18 protein-coding genes are annotated in these 17750 nt (G+C 38.4%); 10 read left to right on the top strand and 8 right to left on the bottom strand.

The window, feature by feature from the left end; all coding sequences use genetic code 11:
- Positions 1–98: 98 nt before the first annotated feature.
- The 3 genes from serC to G7061_RS01010 all read right to left on the bottom strand — a co-directional run bounded on the left by serC (position 99) and on the right by G7061_RS01010 (position 2385).
- Positions 99–1169, bottom strand: coding sequence for a 3-phosphoserine/phosphohydroxythreonine transaminase (serC, locus tag G7061_RS01000; RefSeq protein WP_159639867.1), 1071 nt, complete (start codon positions 1167–1169; stop codon positions 99–101).
- A 61-nt stretch (positions 1170–1230) separates the two neighbouring features.
- The gene (locus G7061_RS01005) at positions 1231–1713 is read right to left on the bottom strand and encodes a hypothetical protein (RefSeq protein WP_159639865.1); all 483 of its coding nucleotides are present in this window, start codon (positions 1711–1713) and stop codon (positions 1231–1233) included.
- A 12-nt stretch (positions 1714–1725) separates the two neighbouring features.
- The gene (locus G7061_RS01010) at positions 1726–2385 is read right to left on the bottom strand and encodes a metal-dependent hydrolase (protein WP_166118073.1); all 660 of its coding nucleotides are present in this window, start codon (positions 2383–2385) and stop codon (positions 1726–1728) included.
- Between the two features lie 134 nt (positions 2386–2519).
- Between G7061_RS01010 and G7061_RS01015 the strand changes: the two genes are divergently transcribed.
- The 4 genes from G7061_RS01015 to G7061_RS01030 all read left to right on the top strand — a co-directional run bounded on the left by G7061_RS01015 (position 2520) and on the right by G7061_RS01030 (position 7908).
- A complete protein-coding gene (locus G7061_RS01015) occupies positions 2520–3167 on the top strand; it encodes a metal-dependent transcriptional regulator (RefSeq protein WP_159639861.1) in 648 nt (215 codons plus the stop codon).
- Positions 3167–3706: a phosphatase PAP2 family protein gene (locus G7061_RS01020; RefSeq protein WP_166118075.1), complete on the top strand. Its 540-nt coding sequence runs from the start codon at positions 3167–3169 to the stop codon at positions 3704–3706. Before G7061_RS01015 ends, G7061_RS01020 begins: the two co-directional genes overlap by 1 nt.
- 143 nt (positions 3707–3849) lie before the next feature.
- On the top strand, positions 3850–4137 hold the full coding sequence (locus tag G7061_RS01025) for a hypothetical protein (protein WP_166082615.1): 288 nt from the start codon (positions 3850–3852) through the stop codon (positions 4135–4137).
- A gap of 267 nt (positions 4138–4404) precedes the next feature.
- Positions 4405–7908: an InlB B-repeat-containing protein gene (locus G7061_RS01030; RefSeq protein ID WP_166118077.1), complete on the top strand. Its 3504-nt coding sequence runs from the start codon at positions 4405–4407 to the stop codon at positions 7906–7908.
- 102 nt (positions 7909–8010) lie between these two features.
- Here the strand turns inward: G7061_RS01030 and G7061_RS01035 are convergent, their stop codons facing one another.
- A complete protein-coding gene (locus G7061_RS01035; protein ID WP_166118079.1) occupies positions 8011–8964 on the bottom strand; it encodes a serine hydrolase in 954 nt (317 codons plus the stop codon).
- A gap of 216 nt (positions 8965–9180) precedes the next feature.
- Here G7061_RS01035 and G7061_RS01040 point away from each other — a divergent pair, with 216 nt between their 5' ends.
- A complete protein-coding gene (locus G7061_RS01040; RefSeq protein ID WP_159639853.1) occupies positions 9181–9366 on the top strand; it encodes a hypothetical protein in 186 nt (61 codons plus the stop codon).
- Between the two features lie 21 nt (positions 9367–9387).
- Here G7061_RS01040 and G7061_RS01045 read toward each other — a convergent pair whose 3' ends face one another.
- The gene (locus G7061_RS01045) at positions 9388–10413 is read right to left on the bottom strand and encodes a hypothetical protein (protein ID WP_159639851.1); all 1026 of its coding nucleotides are present in this window, start codon (positions 10411–10413) and stop codon (positions 9388–9390) included.
- Between the two features lie 115 nt (positions 10414–10528).
- Between G7061_RS01045 and G7061_RS01050 the strand changes: the two genes are divergently transcribed.
- Both G7061_RS01050 and G7061_RS01055 read left to right on the top strand, forming a co-directional pair.
- On the top strand, positions 10529–10834 hold the full coding sequence (locus tag G7061_RS01050) for a DUF898 family protein (protein ID WP_159634673.1): 306 nt from the start codon (positions 10529–10531) through the stop codon (positions 10832–10834).
- Positions 10824–11570, top strand: coding sequence for an alpha/beta hydrolase family protein (locus tag G7061_RS01055; protein ID WP_166118081.1), 747 nt, complete (start codon positions 10824–10826; stop codon positions 11568–11570). Before G7061_RS01050 ends, G7061_RS01055 begins: the two co-directional genes overlap by 11 nt.
- 30 nt (positions 11571–11600) lie before the next feature.
- On the opposite strand, the gene G7061_RS01060 is transcribed toward G7061_RS01055, so the two are convergent.
- Positions 11601–12239: a type 1 glutamine amidotransferase family protein gene (locus G7061_RS01060; RefSeq protein ID WP_240914422.1), complete on the bottom strand. Its 639-nt coding sequence runs from the start codon at positions 12237–12239 to the stop codon at positions 11601–11603.
- Positions 12240–12336: 97 nt separating this feature from the next.
- Between G7061_RS01060 and G7061_RS01065 the strand changes: the two genes are divergently transcribed.
- On the top strand, positions 12337–13266 hold the full coding sequence (locus tag G7061_RS01065) for a YafY family protein (RefSeq protein WP_166118083.1): 930 nt from the start codon (positions 12337–12339) through the stop codon (positions 13264–13266).
- 22 nt (positions 13267–13288) lie between these two features.
- Here the strand turns inward: G7061_RS01065 and G7061_RS01070 are convergent, their stop codons facing one another.
- Together G7061_RS01070 and G7061_RS01075 are read right to left on the bottom strand one after the other, a co-directional pair.
- Positions 13289–14233, bottom strand: a complete 945-nt coding sequence (locus tag G7061_RS01070) for a dipeptidase (protein ID WP_166118085.1) — start codon at positions 14231–14233, stop codon at positions 13289–13291.
- A gap of 82 nt (positions 14234–14315) precedes the next feature.
- Positions 14316–14759 carry a carboxymuconolactone decarboxylase family protein gene (locus G7061_RS01075; RefSeq protein WP_159639843.1) on the bottom strand — a complete coding sequence of 148 codons (444 nt, stop codon included), beginning with the start codon at positions 14757–14759 and terminating at the stop codon, positions 14316–14318.
- 102 nt (positions 14760–14861) lie between these two features.
- On the opposite strand from G7061_RS01075, the gene G7061_RS01080 reads away from it, so the two are divergent.
- Both G7061_RS01080 and G7061_RS01085 read left to right on the top strand, forming a co-directional pair.
- On the top strand, positions 14862–16253 hold the full coding sequence (locus G7061_RS01080) for a PLP-dependent aminotransferase family protein (RefSeq protein ID WP_166118087.1): 1392 nt from the start codon (positions 14862–14864) through the stop codon (positions 16251–16253).
- A 968-nt stretch (positions 16254–17221) separates the two neighbouring features.
- The gene (locus tag G7061_RS01085; protein ID WP_166082626.1) at positions 17222–17734 is read left to right on the top strand and encodes a hypothetical protein; all 513 of its coding nucleotides are present in this window, start codon (positions 17222–17224) and stop codon (positions 17732–17734) included.
- The last annotated feature ends 16 nt before the right edge of the window (positions 17735–17750 follow it).

Below are 17750 nucleotides of genomic sequence, written 5' to 3' on the forward strand. Positions count from 1 at the left end.
AAACGTATTAATTTCTTATAGTTTTGCATAAAAAACTATGGAACCATTTAGTGAATCCTTTAAGAGTTGATTCGCTAAACGGTTCCACAGGCGTTCTATTATTGATATTTCTCTTGGAAACGGTTCATAAAGTCGACGAGCTTTTCAACCGCTTCAACTGGCATCGCATTATAGATGCTGACGCGCATACCTCGGGAACTACGATGAGCCCCCAAATTAATCATGCCCTCAAGTGCTGCTTCTTCCACAAACAGCGTATCCAATGTTTCATCATTTGTTGTAAAGACAACGTTCATCGATGAACGATCCGAAGGTTTGACCCAGTTGGAATAGAATCCCGAGCGATCGATAAGTTCGTACAGCATTGCAGCTTTTCGCTCGTTTTGTTGAGAGAGTGCTTCGACACCACCCTGTTCTTTAACCCATGTCAGCATTAAATCGGTGACATAGATGGCGAACGTTGGAGAGGTATTATAGACTGAATTTTCCTGGATATGTTTTTTGTAATCGAAGATATAAGGAAGTCCTTCCACATCGTGGAGCATATCATTACGAATGATTGCAAGTGTAAGTCCTGACATACCTAAATTCTTTTGCGTTCCCGCGTAAAGCATTGCAAAGTCATTAATATCATAGGGAAAGCCCAAGATATTAGAGCACGCATCACCAATCAATGGGACACCATTGGTATCAGGGAGATCACGATACATGAGGCCTTCTGATGTTGCGTTTGTTGTGATGTGGACATAGGCACAATCTTCGGGTACATTAAGATCCATTGGAAGATAACTGTAACCATCTTCTTTGCTTGATCCTACAACCAGTGTATCGTTGAGAATATGGGCTTCTTCAATCGCTTTTGCTGACCAAAAACCTGTATCGACATAAGCAACGCGTCTTCCTTTCGCAAAGTTCATGGGAATCATTGCAAATTGCTGACTTGTCCCCCCTTGAAGAAATACAATTGAGTATGTATCGGGGATATTCATGAGTTCTTTCAATGTTGCCTTAGCATGATCGATAATTCCGAAGAATTCTGACGAACGATGATTCACTTCTAACATTGAAACGTTGGATCCTTGATAACTTAATAGTTCATCTTGGATTTTAAGTAATACTGATTCGGGCAACATAGCTGGCCCGGCTGAAAAATTATATACAGGTCTCATAGACATCCTCCACTTTTATATATTATTATAAAACGAATTTATGAAAAAAGAGTAGAAAATTCTACTCTAATTCTAGAAATATGTTTAATCGGTCTTCATTGGTTCGTGGTGTATCAGGATCGTCCACAATACCTATTAACGGATTATTGGTGTTGAAAATATGGATTGTTTTCCGTTCTGGAGCCCATGATATTTCAGGGTAATTAACGAGCAACATGTTCGCTAATGGTTTTCGATTGGTATAATCTACAGAGTCAATATCAGCAAGGTATCCCCCTTCGAAGAAATTAAAATCAACAATCCAAGGATCATACTCATGTTCGATAAGTGCACTGACAAAGCCGTCACCGAGGGTCATCGCATCTTCGTATGTAATATAAAAATTGGTTTTTGTGGGGATTTTAACGACATCTAGGTCTTTTACCGGTACTGAGTATTTCTTTAAAACATGGGTGAACCCTTTAAGTATAAAAATATAGTGATTGGTGTGTCCGCAACTTAATTGATGATTATTGATGACACGATTGATGCGTTCTTGTAACATAAAAAGCCTCCTTTATAATTCAATTATTTCGCCAATTTCAGGAACAAGTCCACGATTGTCGTGAAGCATGTTTGTGAATTCGTATGGATTTTGTTCAATAACAGGAAATGTATTGTAGTGAATCGGAATGTATAGTTCAGACTGAATTAGTTGGGCAGCGTGTAATGCATCGCGTATTCCCATCGTAAAATTATCACCAATTGGCAAAAAAGCTGCTGTGACAGGTCCAATAAGACTCATATCTGTAAAGAGTGCAGTATCTCCTGCATGGTAAATGGTAGAACTCACATCATCGACAATAACACCCGCTGCAAGTCCCATATAGTGACCATTATATGATGAGCTATGAATTGCAGGTGTTAATTTAACAGTTCCAAACGGAAAATTAAAACTTCCACCAATATTCATACCGTGGGTTTTAACGTCGATAGACGCCAGATGGTCAGCTAACTCAACAACAGCAATGATCGTTGCTTCATTATTCCGTGCAATGGCTAAGGCATCACCAACATGATCTTCATGACCATGTGTCAAAATAATATAATCGGCAACAACCGATTCGACATCAAGATCGGAATAAGGATTACCATTGATAAAAGGATCAATAATAATTTTGGTTCCATCGAGTGTTTGAAGTTGGACACAGGCGTGTCCATGCCAGGAAAATTTCATACAAAAACCTCCTTAGTGTAATTCTATTATACCATGTGAAAAAGACTGTGCGTACGGATTCCATATCTTGTTTTTCACTGATATTTAGTGATATAATGATATAAATTAGGTATACCTAAGAAAAGAGGTAAGAAATGACACCAAATCGCGAAGACTATATTAAAATTATATTTGCTATGAATCAAAGAAATATTAAACTTACAAACAAAGAGTTAGCAGCTACTTTAGATGTATCTGCGGCATCTACGAGCGAAATGATTCGAAAACTGACAGAATCAGGACTGGTAGTTAGACATAAAGATTTGGGTTTGACATTGAGTGACGAAGGAACCCGTGAAGCGCAGAATCTTGTCCGTAAGCACCGACTTTGGGAAGTATTCTTGGTAGAACAATTGGGATACTCATGGACCGATGTTCATGATGATGCGGAGGTCTTAGAACATGTTACCTCCAACAATCTTGCGCAAAGATTAAGTGAATACCTCAATAATCCTAAGTATTGTCCTCACGGAAGCATCATTTATGGAAATGGTGGTTTAGATCGTGATGGTGTGACCCCACTTGCTTCATTACAAGTGGGTGATACGGGTACATTCTCTCGTGTTCGTGATGATTTAGAACTGCTCAAGTACTTGGAGACGATATCCTTTAATTTAGGTGAACCCTTTGAACTTGTTCGTATTGATCCGTATGAAGGACCGTTTGTTGTTAATGTTAATGGTAAAGAGGTTGCCATTAGTTATCGTGCAGCACATGATATTGAAGTTGAGGTAACACAATAATGGATATGGCAATTCTGCAGTGGATCCAAACATGGGCTACCCCATTTCTTAATCATTTTTTCGCGATATACACACGTTTGGGAGATCATGCAGAGCTGTGGATAGCTATCGCCCTTGTCCTTATGATTAATAAAAAAACACGGAAAATTGGTTACTTTGCATTGTTAGCATTACTCCTTGAATTAATCCTTGTGAGCGGGATTTTGAAACCGATTGTGATGCGGGTTCGCCCCTTTGAAATAGCGAACTTTGATATTTTGATTCCAGTACCACGTGGTTCTTCGTTCCCATCAGGACATGCTGCAAGTGCATTTGCAATGGCAGGAACATTCTTCCTCTTTATTAAAGATAAGAAACGGTGGATCTTTCTTGGGTTGGCAGCATTGATGGCCTTCTCACGCTTGTATGTCTTTGTTCATTACCCAAGTGATGTTCTCGTAGGCTCGCTGCTTGGTTTTGGAATTGCTTATGGCCTTTATCGAAACCAAACAAAAATTAGTGAATATGCCGCTCGCACACTTCAATCTCTTAAGAAATAATCGAATCATACCGCAACACCTTGAGCTAGCAATTTTTTAAAAACATTTGCTTGCATAAGGTGTTTTATTTATGCATAATATATAAGCGTATGTTTAAGAAATAACGTACAACTATATGTCTTAACATATGTCTGGAGGAATTCATGAAGAAGTTCTTAAGAACACTGTGCTGTATGATGGTCGTATCTGGAGCATTGTTTGGCTCGTATCGAGTCTTTGCAAATGAAAAGGATACCGAAGCAACAGCCGTCGTCACAGCGACTTCCGCTGAAGAAGTACCTGTCATAAAAGGTGTTTCGAAAGCGCCAAGAGAAGATGGTCAAATAGGCTCGACAAAACGTCAAGTCCACGGTGGTATCTTAGCTGTGTTGGTGATTGTATCTGGATTGGGAATGGTTTATCTTAATTACCGCCCTGATACAAAAAAATAATAAGTTGGTGTGGTTATCCACAGGCTGCTGAGCGATTAAGAAACTTCATTGATTCGAGGATCGCTTCTTAATAATAAAAAACAGGTAGAACGTTGTTCTACTTTTTTCATGCTTCAAAGCGTCAAAGTGCTCTTATTCCAAATAATTTAAGATACAGTATCTCCCGGAAAAATCGTCTGTTGGTAACGTTAATCGATGTTTTAATATCATTTACAACTTAATAGAGACCTAATTTGTTAATTTAGGAATAGATAAAGAGGTGGTACTATGAAAAAGAAATTAAAGATTTTTATGGTATTAAGCTTGGTACTCATTTCGGTGCCTTTCTTAAATATCAATGCAGATGAATCAAACACTAACCAAGGAGTATCAACACCGATAACTGAAACAGAAATCGGCAATGATACGACCAGTGAAGTGTGTGCGGATGAGGATGAAGGTTCATCATGTGATGAATTACCTGAGACTGAGCAAGAGAATGAATCTGAAAATGTAACTGGTGACGTTACAGAAGGTGATACAGAATTAGATCAAGACGCATCTCAAGAAGTTGAAACAGATGTTGTGTCCGAGACACAAGAGTCAGAAGACAAGCCGAAAGATGCAGATTCAGTAAGCCCAGAAGTACCAACTCCTGAAACAGAAACGAGAGCGGTCAATTTTGACGCAGTCGCAACCGTAGATGAACTGATGGAAGCCATCGCAACTGCCACTGAGGGCCAAGTTATTACACTTGCACCTGATTTTGTATCAGGACCTATGACGGTTACAATTCCCAATGTATCATTTGTAATCGATGGTAATGGTGTTATTTGGGATGGTGGAAACATCAAGTTACAAGGAAACCAACCAAGTACCGTTACAATCAAAAATTTAAAGATTGATGGACAATCACGCTCTGGGTACTTATTTGACGATAGTCGTAGTGGTGGATCATTAGAATTTTATAATTCTTCTGTTTACAATGCGGGATCAGCAGTTATTTATCTTGGTGTATCGTCCAAGTTAGATAACATGCATATCTACAACAATAAAAGCATGAACTCGGCATCCGCAATTAAAGTTGCAGAGCGTGCCCCACTTACAATTACCAATTCAACAATTGAGAACAATCATGGATCAGGCTATGGTTACGAAGCGGGAGCAATTTCAGCTAAAAATTACCGTTCTGTCATGACGATTGAAAATACGGTTTTCCGTAACAATATCAACACAACAAAAAATACCGGATTACTGGGTGGAAGCGGTGGTGCCATCACCGTAAATGATCTCTTCGGTGTCATAAATATTAACCATTCAATTTTTGAAGGAAATATAGCTCAGGGTGATCCAACGTCACCAACATTCGCCGCAGATGATGGTGGTGCACTCTATGTTCGTGTCTATAATGGCGATGGAAAAGTAAATATCGATGGATCATCATTCATCGGCAATGAAGCAAACGATGATGGTGGTGCGATTCTGTTTGAGGCAAGTGGTAATGGAAAATTAGCAACATCAATTACGAACTCAACATTTATTGATAATGTCGCGCATGGAAAGAGTGGAGGAAACCGTTCCGGTGGTGCCATTCAATACTTCCGTGGCGGACTTAAATCAACATCTAATAATATTATTAAAACATCCACATTTATTGGAAACCAATCTGGTGATGGCTTATCGTCTGTTAATCAACAAGGTGGTGCCATTGGCTTGAGCCAAACGTCATTTCTTGGACCATCCACAACATTAGATGCCAATATCTTTGCTGGAAACCGTGTGTATGATGAAAATGGAAATTTAAACGAATCCAGTAAATACAAGGATATCAGTAACAGTACGACAGTGGATTTAGGAAAGAGAAACGTCATCAACTTAGAGAATGATTCGACGATTGATGATTCATTGTTTGAAGTCCTAGGTGTTACAACACCACATGTCGCAAAAAACGAATCCAATGTACGTGCAGGTGTGAATCGTGAAGTCGTTCCGACTGTAATGATTAGACCAGGAAGTATTGCTGATAATACATATCAAGGACAAGCTAACCTTGGAGACATTGGTCAACGTGGTTTACCACGTGATAAAGATCACGGCTCAATTCAAGTTGCTTCAATTTTGTATAATTCAAACCATGGAGCCTTTGATTTAGCCCCTCTTGGTGAATATGATGGAACAGAGTTCTATTTACCCAATGAGGATGGCGTCATTGAAGAGTATTACCAAGTTGGATACTTAAATAAAGTCGTTCCGGTGATGAATCATCAGGATTTAGGATTGAAGCGAGACGGTTATACGTTTGGTGGATGGTCATTAGAACCTACTGAAGACGGTACGCGAAGTACTCCAGTAACAGAAGTTGAACTAACGAGTGCAAGCCAAAGTGTCTATGCAATTTGGATTCCAGATGCTGTAACGTACACAGTTACATATCACGGAAATGGTGAGACTGCAGGAGCAACACCAACAGATACAACGGAATATGTTGAAAATGACACAGTCACAATTTTAGATAAAAATACGCTTGAAAAAACAGGTCATACCTTTTCTGGATGGAATACACAAGCAGATGGAAAAGGAACACACTATGCTGTTGGGGCTACTTTTGATATCACTGGAAATACAGAATTGTATGCACAGTGGGATGTAACGCCAGTTGTTGAAAAATATACTGTTACCTATTATGGAAATGGTGAGACAGCAGGACTAACACCAACAGATACAACTGAATATGTTGAAAATGACACAGTCACAATTTTAGATAAAAATACGCTTGAAAAAACAGGTCATACCTTTGCTGGGTGGAATACTCAAGCAGATGGAAAAGGAACACACTATGCTGTTGGGGCTACTTTTGATATCACTGGAAATACAAAATTGTATGCACAGTGGGATGTAACGCCAGTTGTTGAAAAATATACTGTTACCTATTATGGAAATGGTGAGACAGCAGGACTAACACCAACAGATATAACTGAATATGTTGAAAATGACACAGTCACAATCTTAGATAAAAATACGCTTGAAAAAACAGGTCATACCTTTGCTGGGTGGAATACTCAAGCAGATGGAAAAGGAACACACTATGCTGTTGGATCAAGTTTCTCAATCACTGGAAATACAAAATTGTATGCACAGTGGGATGTAACGCCAGTTGTTGAAAAATATACTGTTACCTATTATGGAAATGGTGAGACAGCAGGACTAACGCCAACAGATACAACGGAATATCTTGAAAATGATGCGGTCACTATTCTAGGGAAAAATACGCTTGAAAAAACAGGACATACCTTTACTGGATGGAATACTCAAGCAGATGGAAAAGGAACACACTATGCTGTTGGATCAAGTTTCTCAATCACTGGAAATACAAAATTGTATGCACAGTGGGATGTAACGCCAGTTGTTGAAAAATATACTGTTACCTATTATGGAAATGGTGAAACCAATGGTACAAGTCCAATTGATACACTGAAATATCTTAAACATGATACCGTTACGGTTCTCGGGTTCAATACGCTTGAGAAAGCAGGTTACAAATTTGTAGGTTGGAATACTCAAGCAGATGGAAAAGGAACACATTATGCTGTAGATTCAAACTTCAGAATTGAAGATAACATGAATTTGTACGCACAATGGGAAAAAGTAACAACGATTGACGAGACGGATGAGCTACCAAAAACCGGAGTTCAAAGTTCCAAAATTGGATACATTCTTGTAGCTACAGGATTGGGTTCTTTATTGTATGTTGCAAAAACACGTAAAGAAAAAAAAGAAAATTTAACCGATTAAAAAGCTTACAGAATGATGATGTCAAAAAAATAAATCATAGTAAAAGAAAAGCCGGATAGCAAATATCCGGCTTTTTTGTATTGAAACGATAATGCTGCAAATCTACATTCCTAAAAATGCATCATAAATTTTGAGGCGCGTCTCAATAAAAGCTGTGTTGGAGCGTGAAGGAAAAGTGCGGTTGGTCAAAATGATGAGTGCACGACCTCGATTGAAATCCATAATTATGGCTGGTCCCGTAAATCCAGTATGGAAAAGATAGGGTTGTCCCTCATAAAGATGCAAATTCCAACCGAGACTTCGAAGCTCTTGATTTGTATCTACCATAATATCAATTGTTTCAGGGGTTAAAATAGTTTTTTGAAGATATCCATTGGTGAACGCGATAAGGTCGTGAATTGTTGAAAACAATCCAGCATTTCCAGAAATGCCATCTAAAGATGCTGCTGTTTCATCATGGACTGTACCGCATATTAGGCCCCGTGTAGGGTGTATTTCGCTTGGGACGATTAAAGGTGTGGACACAGGGTTAAATGTTGTATCGTTCATGCCTAAAGGCTTAAGAACATGTTCATTTAGCGAATGGTCCAAGGATCCATCCAGTGCTTCAATAATCCAACCAAGAATAATAAAATTAATGCAAGAGTAGGTCATTGTATGATAGTTGGCTTCTTGCCAATCATATGCATGCATAATCGATGTCTTAATTAGTTGTTTTGATTCCAGATATTTTTTGGATACAGAAGGGTTAAAGCCACTACGATGCAACAATAAGTCTTCAACTGTAATATGTGCGATTCTAAATGATTCTAGAATGTCTTGAACAGGCGTATCTAAGTCAATTTCTTCATCTTCAACAAGTTGCATAATGCGTGTCGTTACTACAAGTTTGCTTAATGACGCAATATCAAAGTGCAAATTCTCACTCATTGCAAGCTCAGGGCTCGCCTGTCCTGCAGTTTTAATTGTTGCAGTTTCGTTTTCAATGATGGCATAAACATAACCACCAATTTCTTGATTTAAAAGAGCGTTGTCAAATAGTGTATCTATTGTCACGGTCAATACCTCCACATGATTCCTTCTTATCTTACACCATGCTGTGAAGACACCCAACAATTTTTGAAATAGTTTCGAGAATATAGGAGAAATATGACCACCTAAACAAAAAATCGTGCAGCATAGACCGTTTTCATCACGAATGGTATGGCAGAATGCTACACTAACTTTACAAGAAAGTTTAAAGATCATGTGACGAAAGTGAGGAAAAACGAGATGAAACGTGAATACAAGATTCGAAAAACATCAGATATTGATGGTTTTGATACAAATTTTGGAGCACTGCTTCGTGGCGTATTACTTGGAGTGATTATTACGTATATGACAGGTGCGCTCATACTAGGACTTGTCGCCTTTCTTCTTGGTGCTACTGGACTTCCTGCCTTCAAAAAACAAAAATAATAGTAAAGTAAAGAAAAGACATCATGAAGATGTCTTAATAATTGAATAGATCGTACTGCGCGTTGATGGCGGATTGAGGCTGCTCAACCAATGATTGATTTCATTTGAAATCAAAGCAAACGTATCGGATGAAAGTTCAAAATACTGGTTTGTTTTTGTCTCGACGCTATGCACCTCAAGCAGATATGAATCATTAAAATGATAATAGGTTAGTAACGTATGACCATCTTTTTCGCGAACTAAACCTTGCGTCGTCGTTGCGTAGTCAGGGACTTGTTTATTGATGCTGACGGTATAGATGGGATTCCGTGTTACATCTTTATGGATAAAAGGAATTTTCGTATAGGCAGTATCATCATAAGCATAAGCTTGAATTCGTGGAACAATTAGAGGATTTTTCTTCGTATTTAATGTTGTGTTGGTACCAATACTTACAGAGTCAATCACTGTCGCCGGATCATGCGTAATTAACCGCGCTTTGATGGCCTGTGTATCTTTATAACCAATCAGTAATGAATCTTCTGCTTCGATATCAACATCACTTTGAAGATAAAAGGCATTTTGACTCTTAGTCATTGGTACTTCAGTAGGTTCTGATTCGAACTTAACATTGACATTGTCTAAGTCTTCATCAATGACCAAGAAACAGTGAGAATCTTTATTTAACGATAAATCAATATAATTGAGACGCTGCGCACTCATCGAATTAAAATCATAAGCAATGCCGCGAATACCGGTATAGTACATGTTCATTTGTGCGACATCTTGGTAGTAGTAATGACTATTTCGCCATAACGAACCCAAACGTTCCAGCACGACTGGAGCATACAAATCATCACCATATTTAAAGACATAAACTTCTTTACGATCATTGAGGGTTGTTGCGAATACGATTTCACCGTATTTAGGATCTTGAGAACGAATCGCCTCAAGTACGGATGTTTTTGAGAAAGTGAATCCAGTTTGAATCAAAACAAGCACAAAAAGAAGGACACCCGTAATAAAAATAAGTACCCAATTCAGATAATAATGTCGCTTATCTTTCAATAGAGTCGCCCCCCTCCATATTTTTATATATTACACCTATACCTATGTAATTGGTAGACATTCGTCCTATCTTGTCGTATTTATCGTGTATAATGTAAAAAAGGGGGACTTATCAATGAAAAGTTCATATTTTGATGGCGGTTTTATGTCATACCTTGGCTTACAAATCGTCAATGTTATTATCGTAGTCTTTACACTTGGTTTTGGATCACCATGGGCAATGGTTCGTACGTACCGATGGGAAGCAGACCACACAGTCCTTGAAGGCAATCGTACAGTCTTTACTGGAACTGCAATGAGTTTATTTGGACAATGGATTGTATGGTGGTTACTCACTCTTGTAACTTTCGGAATTTACGGATTCTTTGTTCATGTTAAAGTATTACAATGGAGAACGGAGCACACATATTTTGTTAACTAATTCAGGCACTATTATCTCGAGTTTTATTGCAAGTAAGAAAATGCGTATAGACTGGAACTCGAGTGTTTATCTTCCTGCATCCTATGACACATCGGATGCAAGGTATTCAGTACTCTTTATGTTCCATGGCGCTGGCGGACATCAACTCAATTTCCTTGAGCGTATGGACATGAAAGGTCAGTTAGACGCAATGCACTATGAAGGCATCGTAGTCTTTGTTGACGGTTTCAATTCATTTTATCTTGATGGGCCGGGATATCCTATGGAATCCATGATTATGGAAGAATTAATTCCACATTATTTGGAAAAGTATCGTACCAATGGTGATATATTACTCGGTGGTGTATCAATGGGAGGCTATGGCGCCTTGCGCTTATCGATGAAACATCCCAATACGTTCAAAAAAGTCTTTGCCATTGCACCTGCAGTATGGAAAGAAATGACCCCCGAGACAGAAACTTATGCTTGGAGTATATTCCGCGATGAAGATGGTACTTATGATTTCGAAAAATATTATGCAAATCATCCAGTCTCTTTCGCGCAGGCGAATACCACGCAGTATTATATTGAGACAGGAATGTTGGATACGATTGTTCCGTTTGCGGATGTTGATGCAACGGTTGCAGTCTTTGAAAAACATGCGCAAGTACGCTATACACAAATCGCTGATGGCGATCATGGATGGCCCTATTTTGCAGCGGCTGTCCAACGAGGACTAAATGCGATAACAGAATAAAAGACGTCAGTGACGTCTTTTTTTTTAGAACTAGTGGCCTTTGGTGGGTAAAGTCTCCATAAGTGCATAGAAGACATTCGGGTTCCCTTCGTTAAAGAAAGTGTACCATAATGCTAGGGTGTCATCGTTAAAGACATCCAGTGTCTCAAGAATTGTTTTGGACCAAAGGAGCGCGTCTGTGGATCCCGCAGTAATAAGGTTGTTGTCGCGAACAACCGGTTGATCTTGATAAAAGGTTTGACCCGTATAATTGGGTGCAAACATGTCAAGGAATCCCGGACCATTGCTGGTATGTTTGCGTGAATTCAACATGTTCGAAGTGGCGAGAGCGAGTGTAGCACCACAAATTGCTGCAACACTACCATTGGCATTTAAAATCTGTTGTGCATACTGAAGTACGGCTTGGTGCTCTGGTTGATGCCACGTATCTGACCCAGGTAAAATCAACACAGTATTCTCGTCTACAATCATACTATCCAACGTGCAATCAGGAGTAACATTAAGTCCTCCCATGGTAGTAATCGACTGCGACGCGTAGCTTATCGTTTGAATAGCAATCTCAGGTGCATTGTCCTTAAAAAAGCGACGTGAATGCAATTCCGCGGTAATATATCCAATCTCCCAATCTGCTAATGTATCCATTACATATACATAAATATGTTTCATCATAATCTCCATTCTCTTGGTATTTATAGTATACGTGACAATTGTTGACACCATTATGTCAACAATTTATAATTTGTTTAATAAAGATGAGGAAATGCCCATGAAAACGGATCGTATGATGAGTATCATTATTGTATTGCTGGAAAGAAAACGCGTAAGCGCACAAGAACTTGCCGATATGTTTGAAGTGTCACTCCGGACGATTTATCGAGATATTGATGCTATTGATTTGGCGGGAATCCCAATTCGAACAATACCTGGAGTCGGTGGCGGCATTGAAATAATGCCGAACTATAAACTTAATCACAACGTATTTTCAACTTCAGATTTGTCAACAATTCTTACAGGTCTATCGAGTGTATCCGATATGACATCCAATGACACTTTAACGAATGTCTTGACCAAAGTTAAAAGTCTAATTCCACCGGAAAAAGAAAAGGACATTGTGCTGCAAACGCAACACGTTCATATTGATTTAAGTTCTTGGTTTGGAAATCGTAATGTTCAATCGTATCTAGAGATTATTAAGGAAGCCATTGAATCGCAAAGACTGTTAACATTCACCTATCACGACCGTTTTGGTAATAGTACACAACGTACAGTTGAGCCGTATCAACTCGTACTTAAAGGTAATCGCTGGTATTGGCATGGGTATTGTTTAGAGCGAGAAGACTATCGAATCTTCAGACTTTCACGCCTTTCGGACCTAAAGATAACACCCACATCATTTGAGCGTAGAGAGTACTCCCAAGTTCGCCTTGATGTATCAACTGTCTTAGATAGTCCCAATGAAACCGTCACGTTACGTGTACAACGGTCATTAATGGATCGTGTAATGGATTATTGCTCGTTTGATGCATTTTCTGCAATAGATGATACGTACTATCTCGTTGACTTTCCCTTCATGGAAAATGACTATTATTACAATATTTTGCTGAGTTTTGGAGATAAAAGCGAGTGTCTCGCACCAAAACATGTTCGTCAAGAACTCAGAACTCGAATCCAACGTGTTGCGGATTTATACAAATAAAAAGTACCCACAGGTTACTTTTTTAGAAGTGACGGTTAACGTATCTCATGAAGTTTCCAAAGGCTATGTCTTCTGCGAAAGCGGAGCCTAAGCGTACTGAGATCTCGTGTAATAAATTCTGACTCTGGCTGGCATCTTCAAGATTCACAATTTTGGAGGAGATACCATCGAAATCAGAACCAAGTCCAAGTTGTGATGCGAGCCCTGCATGATGCAAATGCTCGATGTGGTCAACAAGCATTTGAATTGTAGTCGGTTCAACCCGATGCTGGTCATTGACAAACGCATCGCAATACACAAAGTGTACAAGAGCCCCTCTATCTTTCATCCTTTGAATTTGTCCATCCTTGAGATTACGTCGGTGTGAGGCAAGTTTCTGAACGTTTGAATGGCTTGCAATTACATGCTTAGCTGTATCTAAGACGTCTTCGAATCCATTCAAGCTAATGTGGGAAACATCGATGAAGACGTCACGGTCATTAGCGAGTTTCACAACATCAAATCCAAATGTTGTGAGCCCAGCGCCTCGTGTTTCACCAATTCCATCACATGCCAAGTTTGCGTCGTTCCATGTCATTCCAATAGATAGGACACCTTCATCTATAAATTGCTTCACTTTTGTAATATCCGACCCAACGCAATCAAGTCCTTCGAGAGTCAAGAAGACACCGATTTCATCATCATTTAGGTTTTCAATTTCCGCAAAATGTTTTATGTGGACAATTCCCTCTTGTTTGAGAACATTGTTTTTAAATGCATCAATCTGCCCCAATGCAACGTCGTACTTGTTATCAATATATGCGTCGGGATCAATGAAAATTGCACAGGCTTGGACTTTAACGCCACCTTTACGCAATTTCAAAACATTAACATCTAGGTTTTCATTGTCATAAAAACTGTATTCTGGATTCTGATGTAGTTTCATCAATACATCGCAATGCCAATCAATAATAGGATATGTTTTCATAGGAATCTCCATTTCTTAGGATTGATTATAGCATAGTTTTGCACAGTGAATCTCATGAATGTTAACGTACGTCCTGCGCGTATTACTGACGATCGGCCTTCTTTCCCATTGAGATCGCAATGCGATTCCATGCATTCATTTGGTTTATACAAAAAACAATATAGACATATTCTTGATCTGTGAAGTGTTTTGAAATGTCATCATAGACATTTTGTGGGACACGTTTTGTTGCTACTTCAACAACATGCTCGACAAGTCGCAATACAGCTTGTTCTTTTTCAGTGTAAAAAGTGCACTCTTCCCAAACAGATAAGCTAAGAATCCGTTGTGTTGTTTCTCCAAGTTTCATGGCATCTTGAGAATGAGCGTTGACACAATATGCACATCCGTTAATCTGTGAGGTTCGAATCTTAATCAGTTCCTTTAATGACGGATCTAACGGAATTGAATTAACAAAACTCTCCATTGCAAACATTGCTTTCATAGCATCTGGCGCAAGTGTATAATAGTCAATTGATTTATTCATAATAGCCTCCTGTTGACGATTTTATACTTCTATTATACAGTGGAACTGGAACTACAAAAGGTCCAGATATCATGAGATTGAATGGGTCCAGGAGTGTGGATAATGATAGATAAAACAAGTTCGATTCCAATTTTTAGACAAATTTACGAAAATTTAATAAGAGATATGCAGACGGGGCAACTTAAGAAAGGCGACTTACTGCCAGGAACACGCAGCTTAGCGCTTGATCTTAATGTGAGTAGAAATAGTGTTGATCGTGCGTATATACAATTAGAGATTGAAGGATACATCCTATCAAAACCTAATGTAGGTTTTGTGGTCCTTGATACCTTTAGTGAAATAAAATTGACAGCACTGCCGAATCTGAGAAAACCCCAAACTGAAATTTCTGATTCCATCATTGATTTCAAATATGGAGGAAATGGATTTTCCACATTTCCTAAAGCAAAATGGCAACAGTACACTTTAGAGGTTCTCAGTTCAGAGACAGACCCTTTTCTTGATAATAAAGGAAACATTAATCTCAGAATCGCAATTGCGGAATACTTGTATCGCCACCGAGGCGTACGCGCATCGTACGAACAGATTGTTGTGACCAACGGGTATGTCTATAGTCTAGAGATAATTAGTAATTTACTGAAAGCGAGAAATTCTAAGTCAACAATTGCAATGGAAGATCCGGGATTCCCAGTGACACGAAACACACTCCTCAAAAATGATATCTATAGCAAGCCACTTTCTTACTACAATGGGAATCTTGAACTCCCTGAAAATCCCAAACATAATTTACAAGCTGTAATTGTTACTCCATCACATCATTTTCCGACTGGAAGTGTTATGCGCGTGTCGATGCGGCAAAAATTGCTAACATGGGCACGTAAGCACAGCATCTACATCATTGAAGACGATTATGATAGTGAATTTCGCTACAAAGGTGACCCAATTCCCTCTCTACAATCGATGGATGAGAGCGGAAACGTTATTTACTTTGGAACCTTCTCGAAGCCGCTTTCTTCAACGCTAAGAATGTCGTACCTCATTCTTCCACCATCACTTTTACCAATATATGAAACCCGTTATGATGGATACACAAGTTCGGTGTCAACATTACAGCAGAGTATTCTTGAAAAGTTTCTTGTGAATCAAGACTACGAAAAGCATATCCGAAAAATGCGTAATGTGTATAAGAAGAAGCATGATTTGATTCGTACATTATGTAAAAACAAATTTGGAGAGTATGTATCCATTCATGGTACAAACGGGGGACTATTTGTATTGTTGGAAGTTGATAAAAACACGACTTCAGAGATTTTAGTGAAGGAAGCATGGAAAAAAGGGGTAAAGATTTATCCGACCAGTGACTTTTATGCTGATGGGAGAAAGCATCCTACTGTATTCATGGGATTTACCGATGTGAGTTTAGAGGATATCGAGAAAGGGATCGAATTGCTCTATCAAGCATGGTTCGTGGAATCGAAAAAACCTACATTGTAGGTTTTTTTATTAATCAATTTTTATGAATTTCACAAGTATAAGTAGATGTCGACAATGAAGATGATTGCTTCACAATCAAAATTTGGATAAAACGTTAAACCTTAACAAAGCTGATCTCAAGATGGTGCGGAATCGAAAAATAGGGAACAAATTGGAATAGTTTATACAACAAACTGTACTCTCTAAAATGACGTAAAAGGTACAATTTGATTGGGTTTAAAGACATTGAACAATGTGACGAAACTATGCTGTAAGCTCAAAAATTCAGGTTTACACCGAAAACGCAAAATTCTTACCTCATTTCAACAAAATTTCATAAAAGTCATAATTATTTAGTCAAACTTTTTCAAAAAAGCTTATATTTTACATTTACGCTTCACAAAGTCTAATGGCTAGAATGAACGTTATATCTTAAATGTGACCGCCAGAAAGTTTTCCACATTTTTAAAAAAGGTAATAAATCCGCATTCTATGCTAGAAAATTGAAGGATGCTTAAGCGTTGACCAATTTTCTAGTCAGAAGATACAAATTGCTTGTGATGAAACCGGAAACCCTAACAAACAATGCGTTCATAAATTCATAAACCAAACAAATCGAAAACAATCTAAGAACGAAATCTTAAATTGTTAGGTTTGTATTTAAATATAAATTTTATGCCGAGTCTGTATGAACTTTTTGTGTAAAACTTAATGTATAATGTATCCACAGAATTATGGAATCTAGATCAATAGATTATAATTCTGATATTTATCAATCAAATGGTGCTGATTATCGAAGGCACTTTTTGAGCATGGCACTTGCACCCAACATCGTTTGGTGCTGGGAATATCGGAAATTATATTGAAAAAGAACATAATCATAGAACGGGGGGCGGGGGCTTAACTACATTTTCTTTTTGAGTATAAAAAGTTGATGGTAGGCAAATAAATGTCAAGTCTACATCACGTAGAAAGGATATGATAAACGAATGAAAAAATGGTTGATGATATCCATTATTTTTGTGCTACTCGCAACTGGTTGTGCAAACAACAGTGCTGACATGGGCGCATACAAAGGGGTACCAAAAACTAACCAATTTAGAACCGTAGACTATGAATCGGTAACGAAGGCGTTAACGAATGATGAGAATGGTGTATATGTTGTGGCGCATCCAGGTAGTTATGCAAGCTTAAACATAATCCCCACACTAAATGATGTGTTAAAGGATTTAAAACTTGAGGCAAACTATATTGACATGAGTAATGAAACAGCATTCACAACAGATGTGAATCGAAGGATCACAGAATTTTTAAAACATGAAGACATACCTGACGAGGCAATGAGCTTCAGACCACTTATCATTTTTGTTAATGACGAAAGTCATAAAATATTCTTGCCAGAAGATACGGCAATAGATTTCAACCAACAAGAACTTACTGTGGATGAACGCAGTCTTTTAAGAGCGGACATAGAGCAAGCAGTTTTTGGTTCGTTGAAATAGGTAGGGGGACAATTTA

Source organism: Erysipelothrix sp. HDW6B (assembly GCF_011301115.1).
Taxonomy (GTDB): Bacteria; Bacillota_I; Bacilli_A; order Erysipelotrichales; family Erysipelotrichaceae; genus Erysipelothrix; species Erysipelothrix anatis.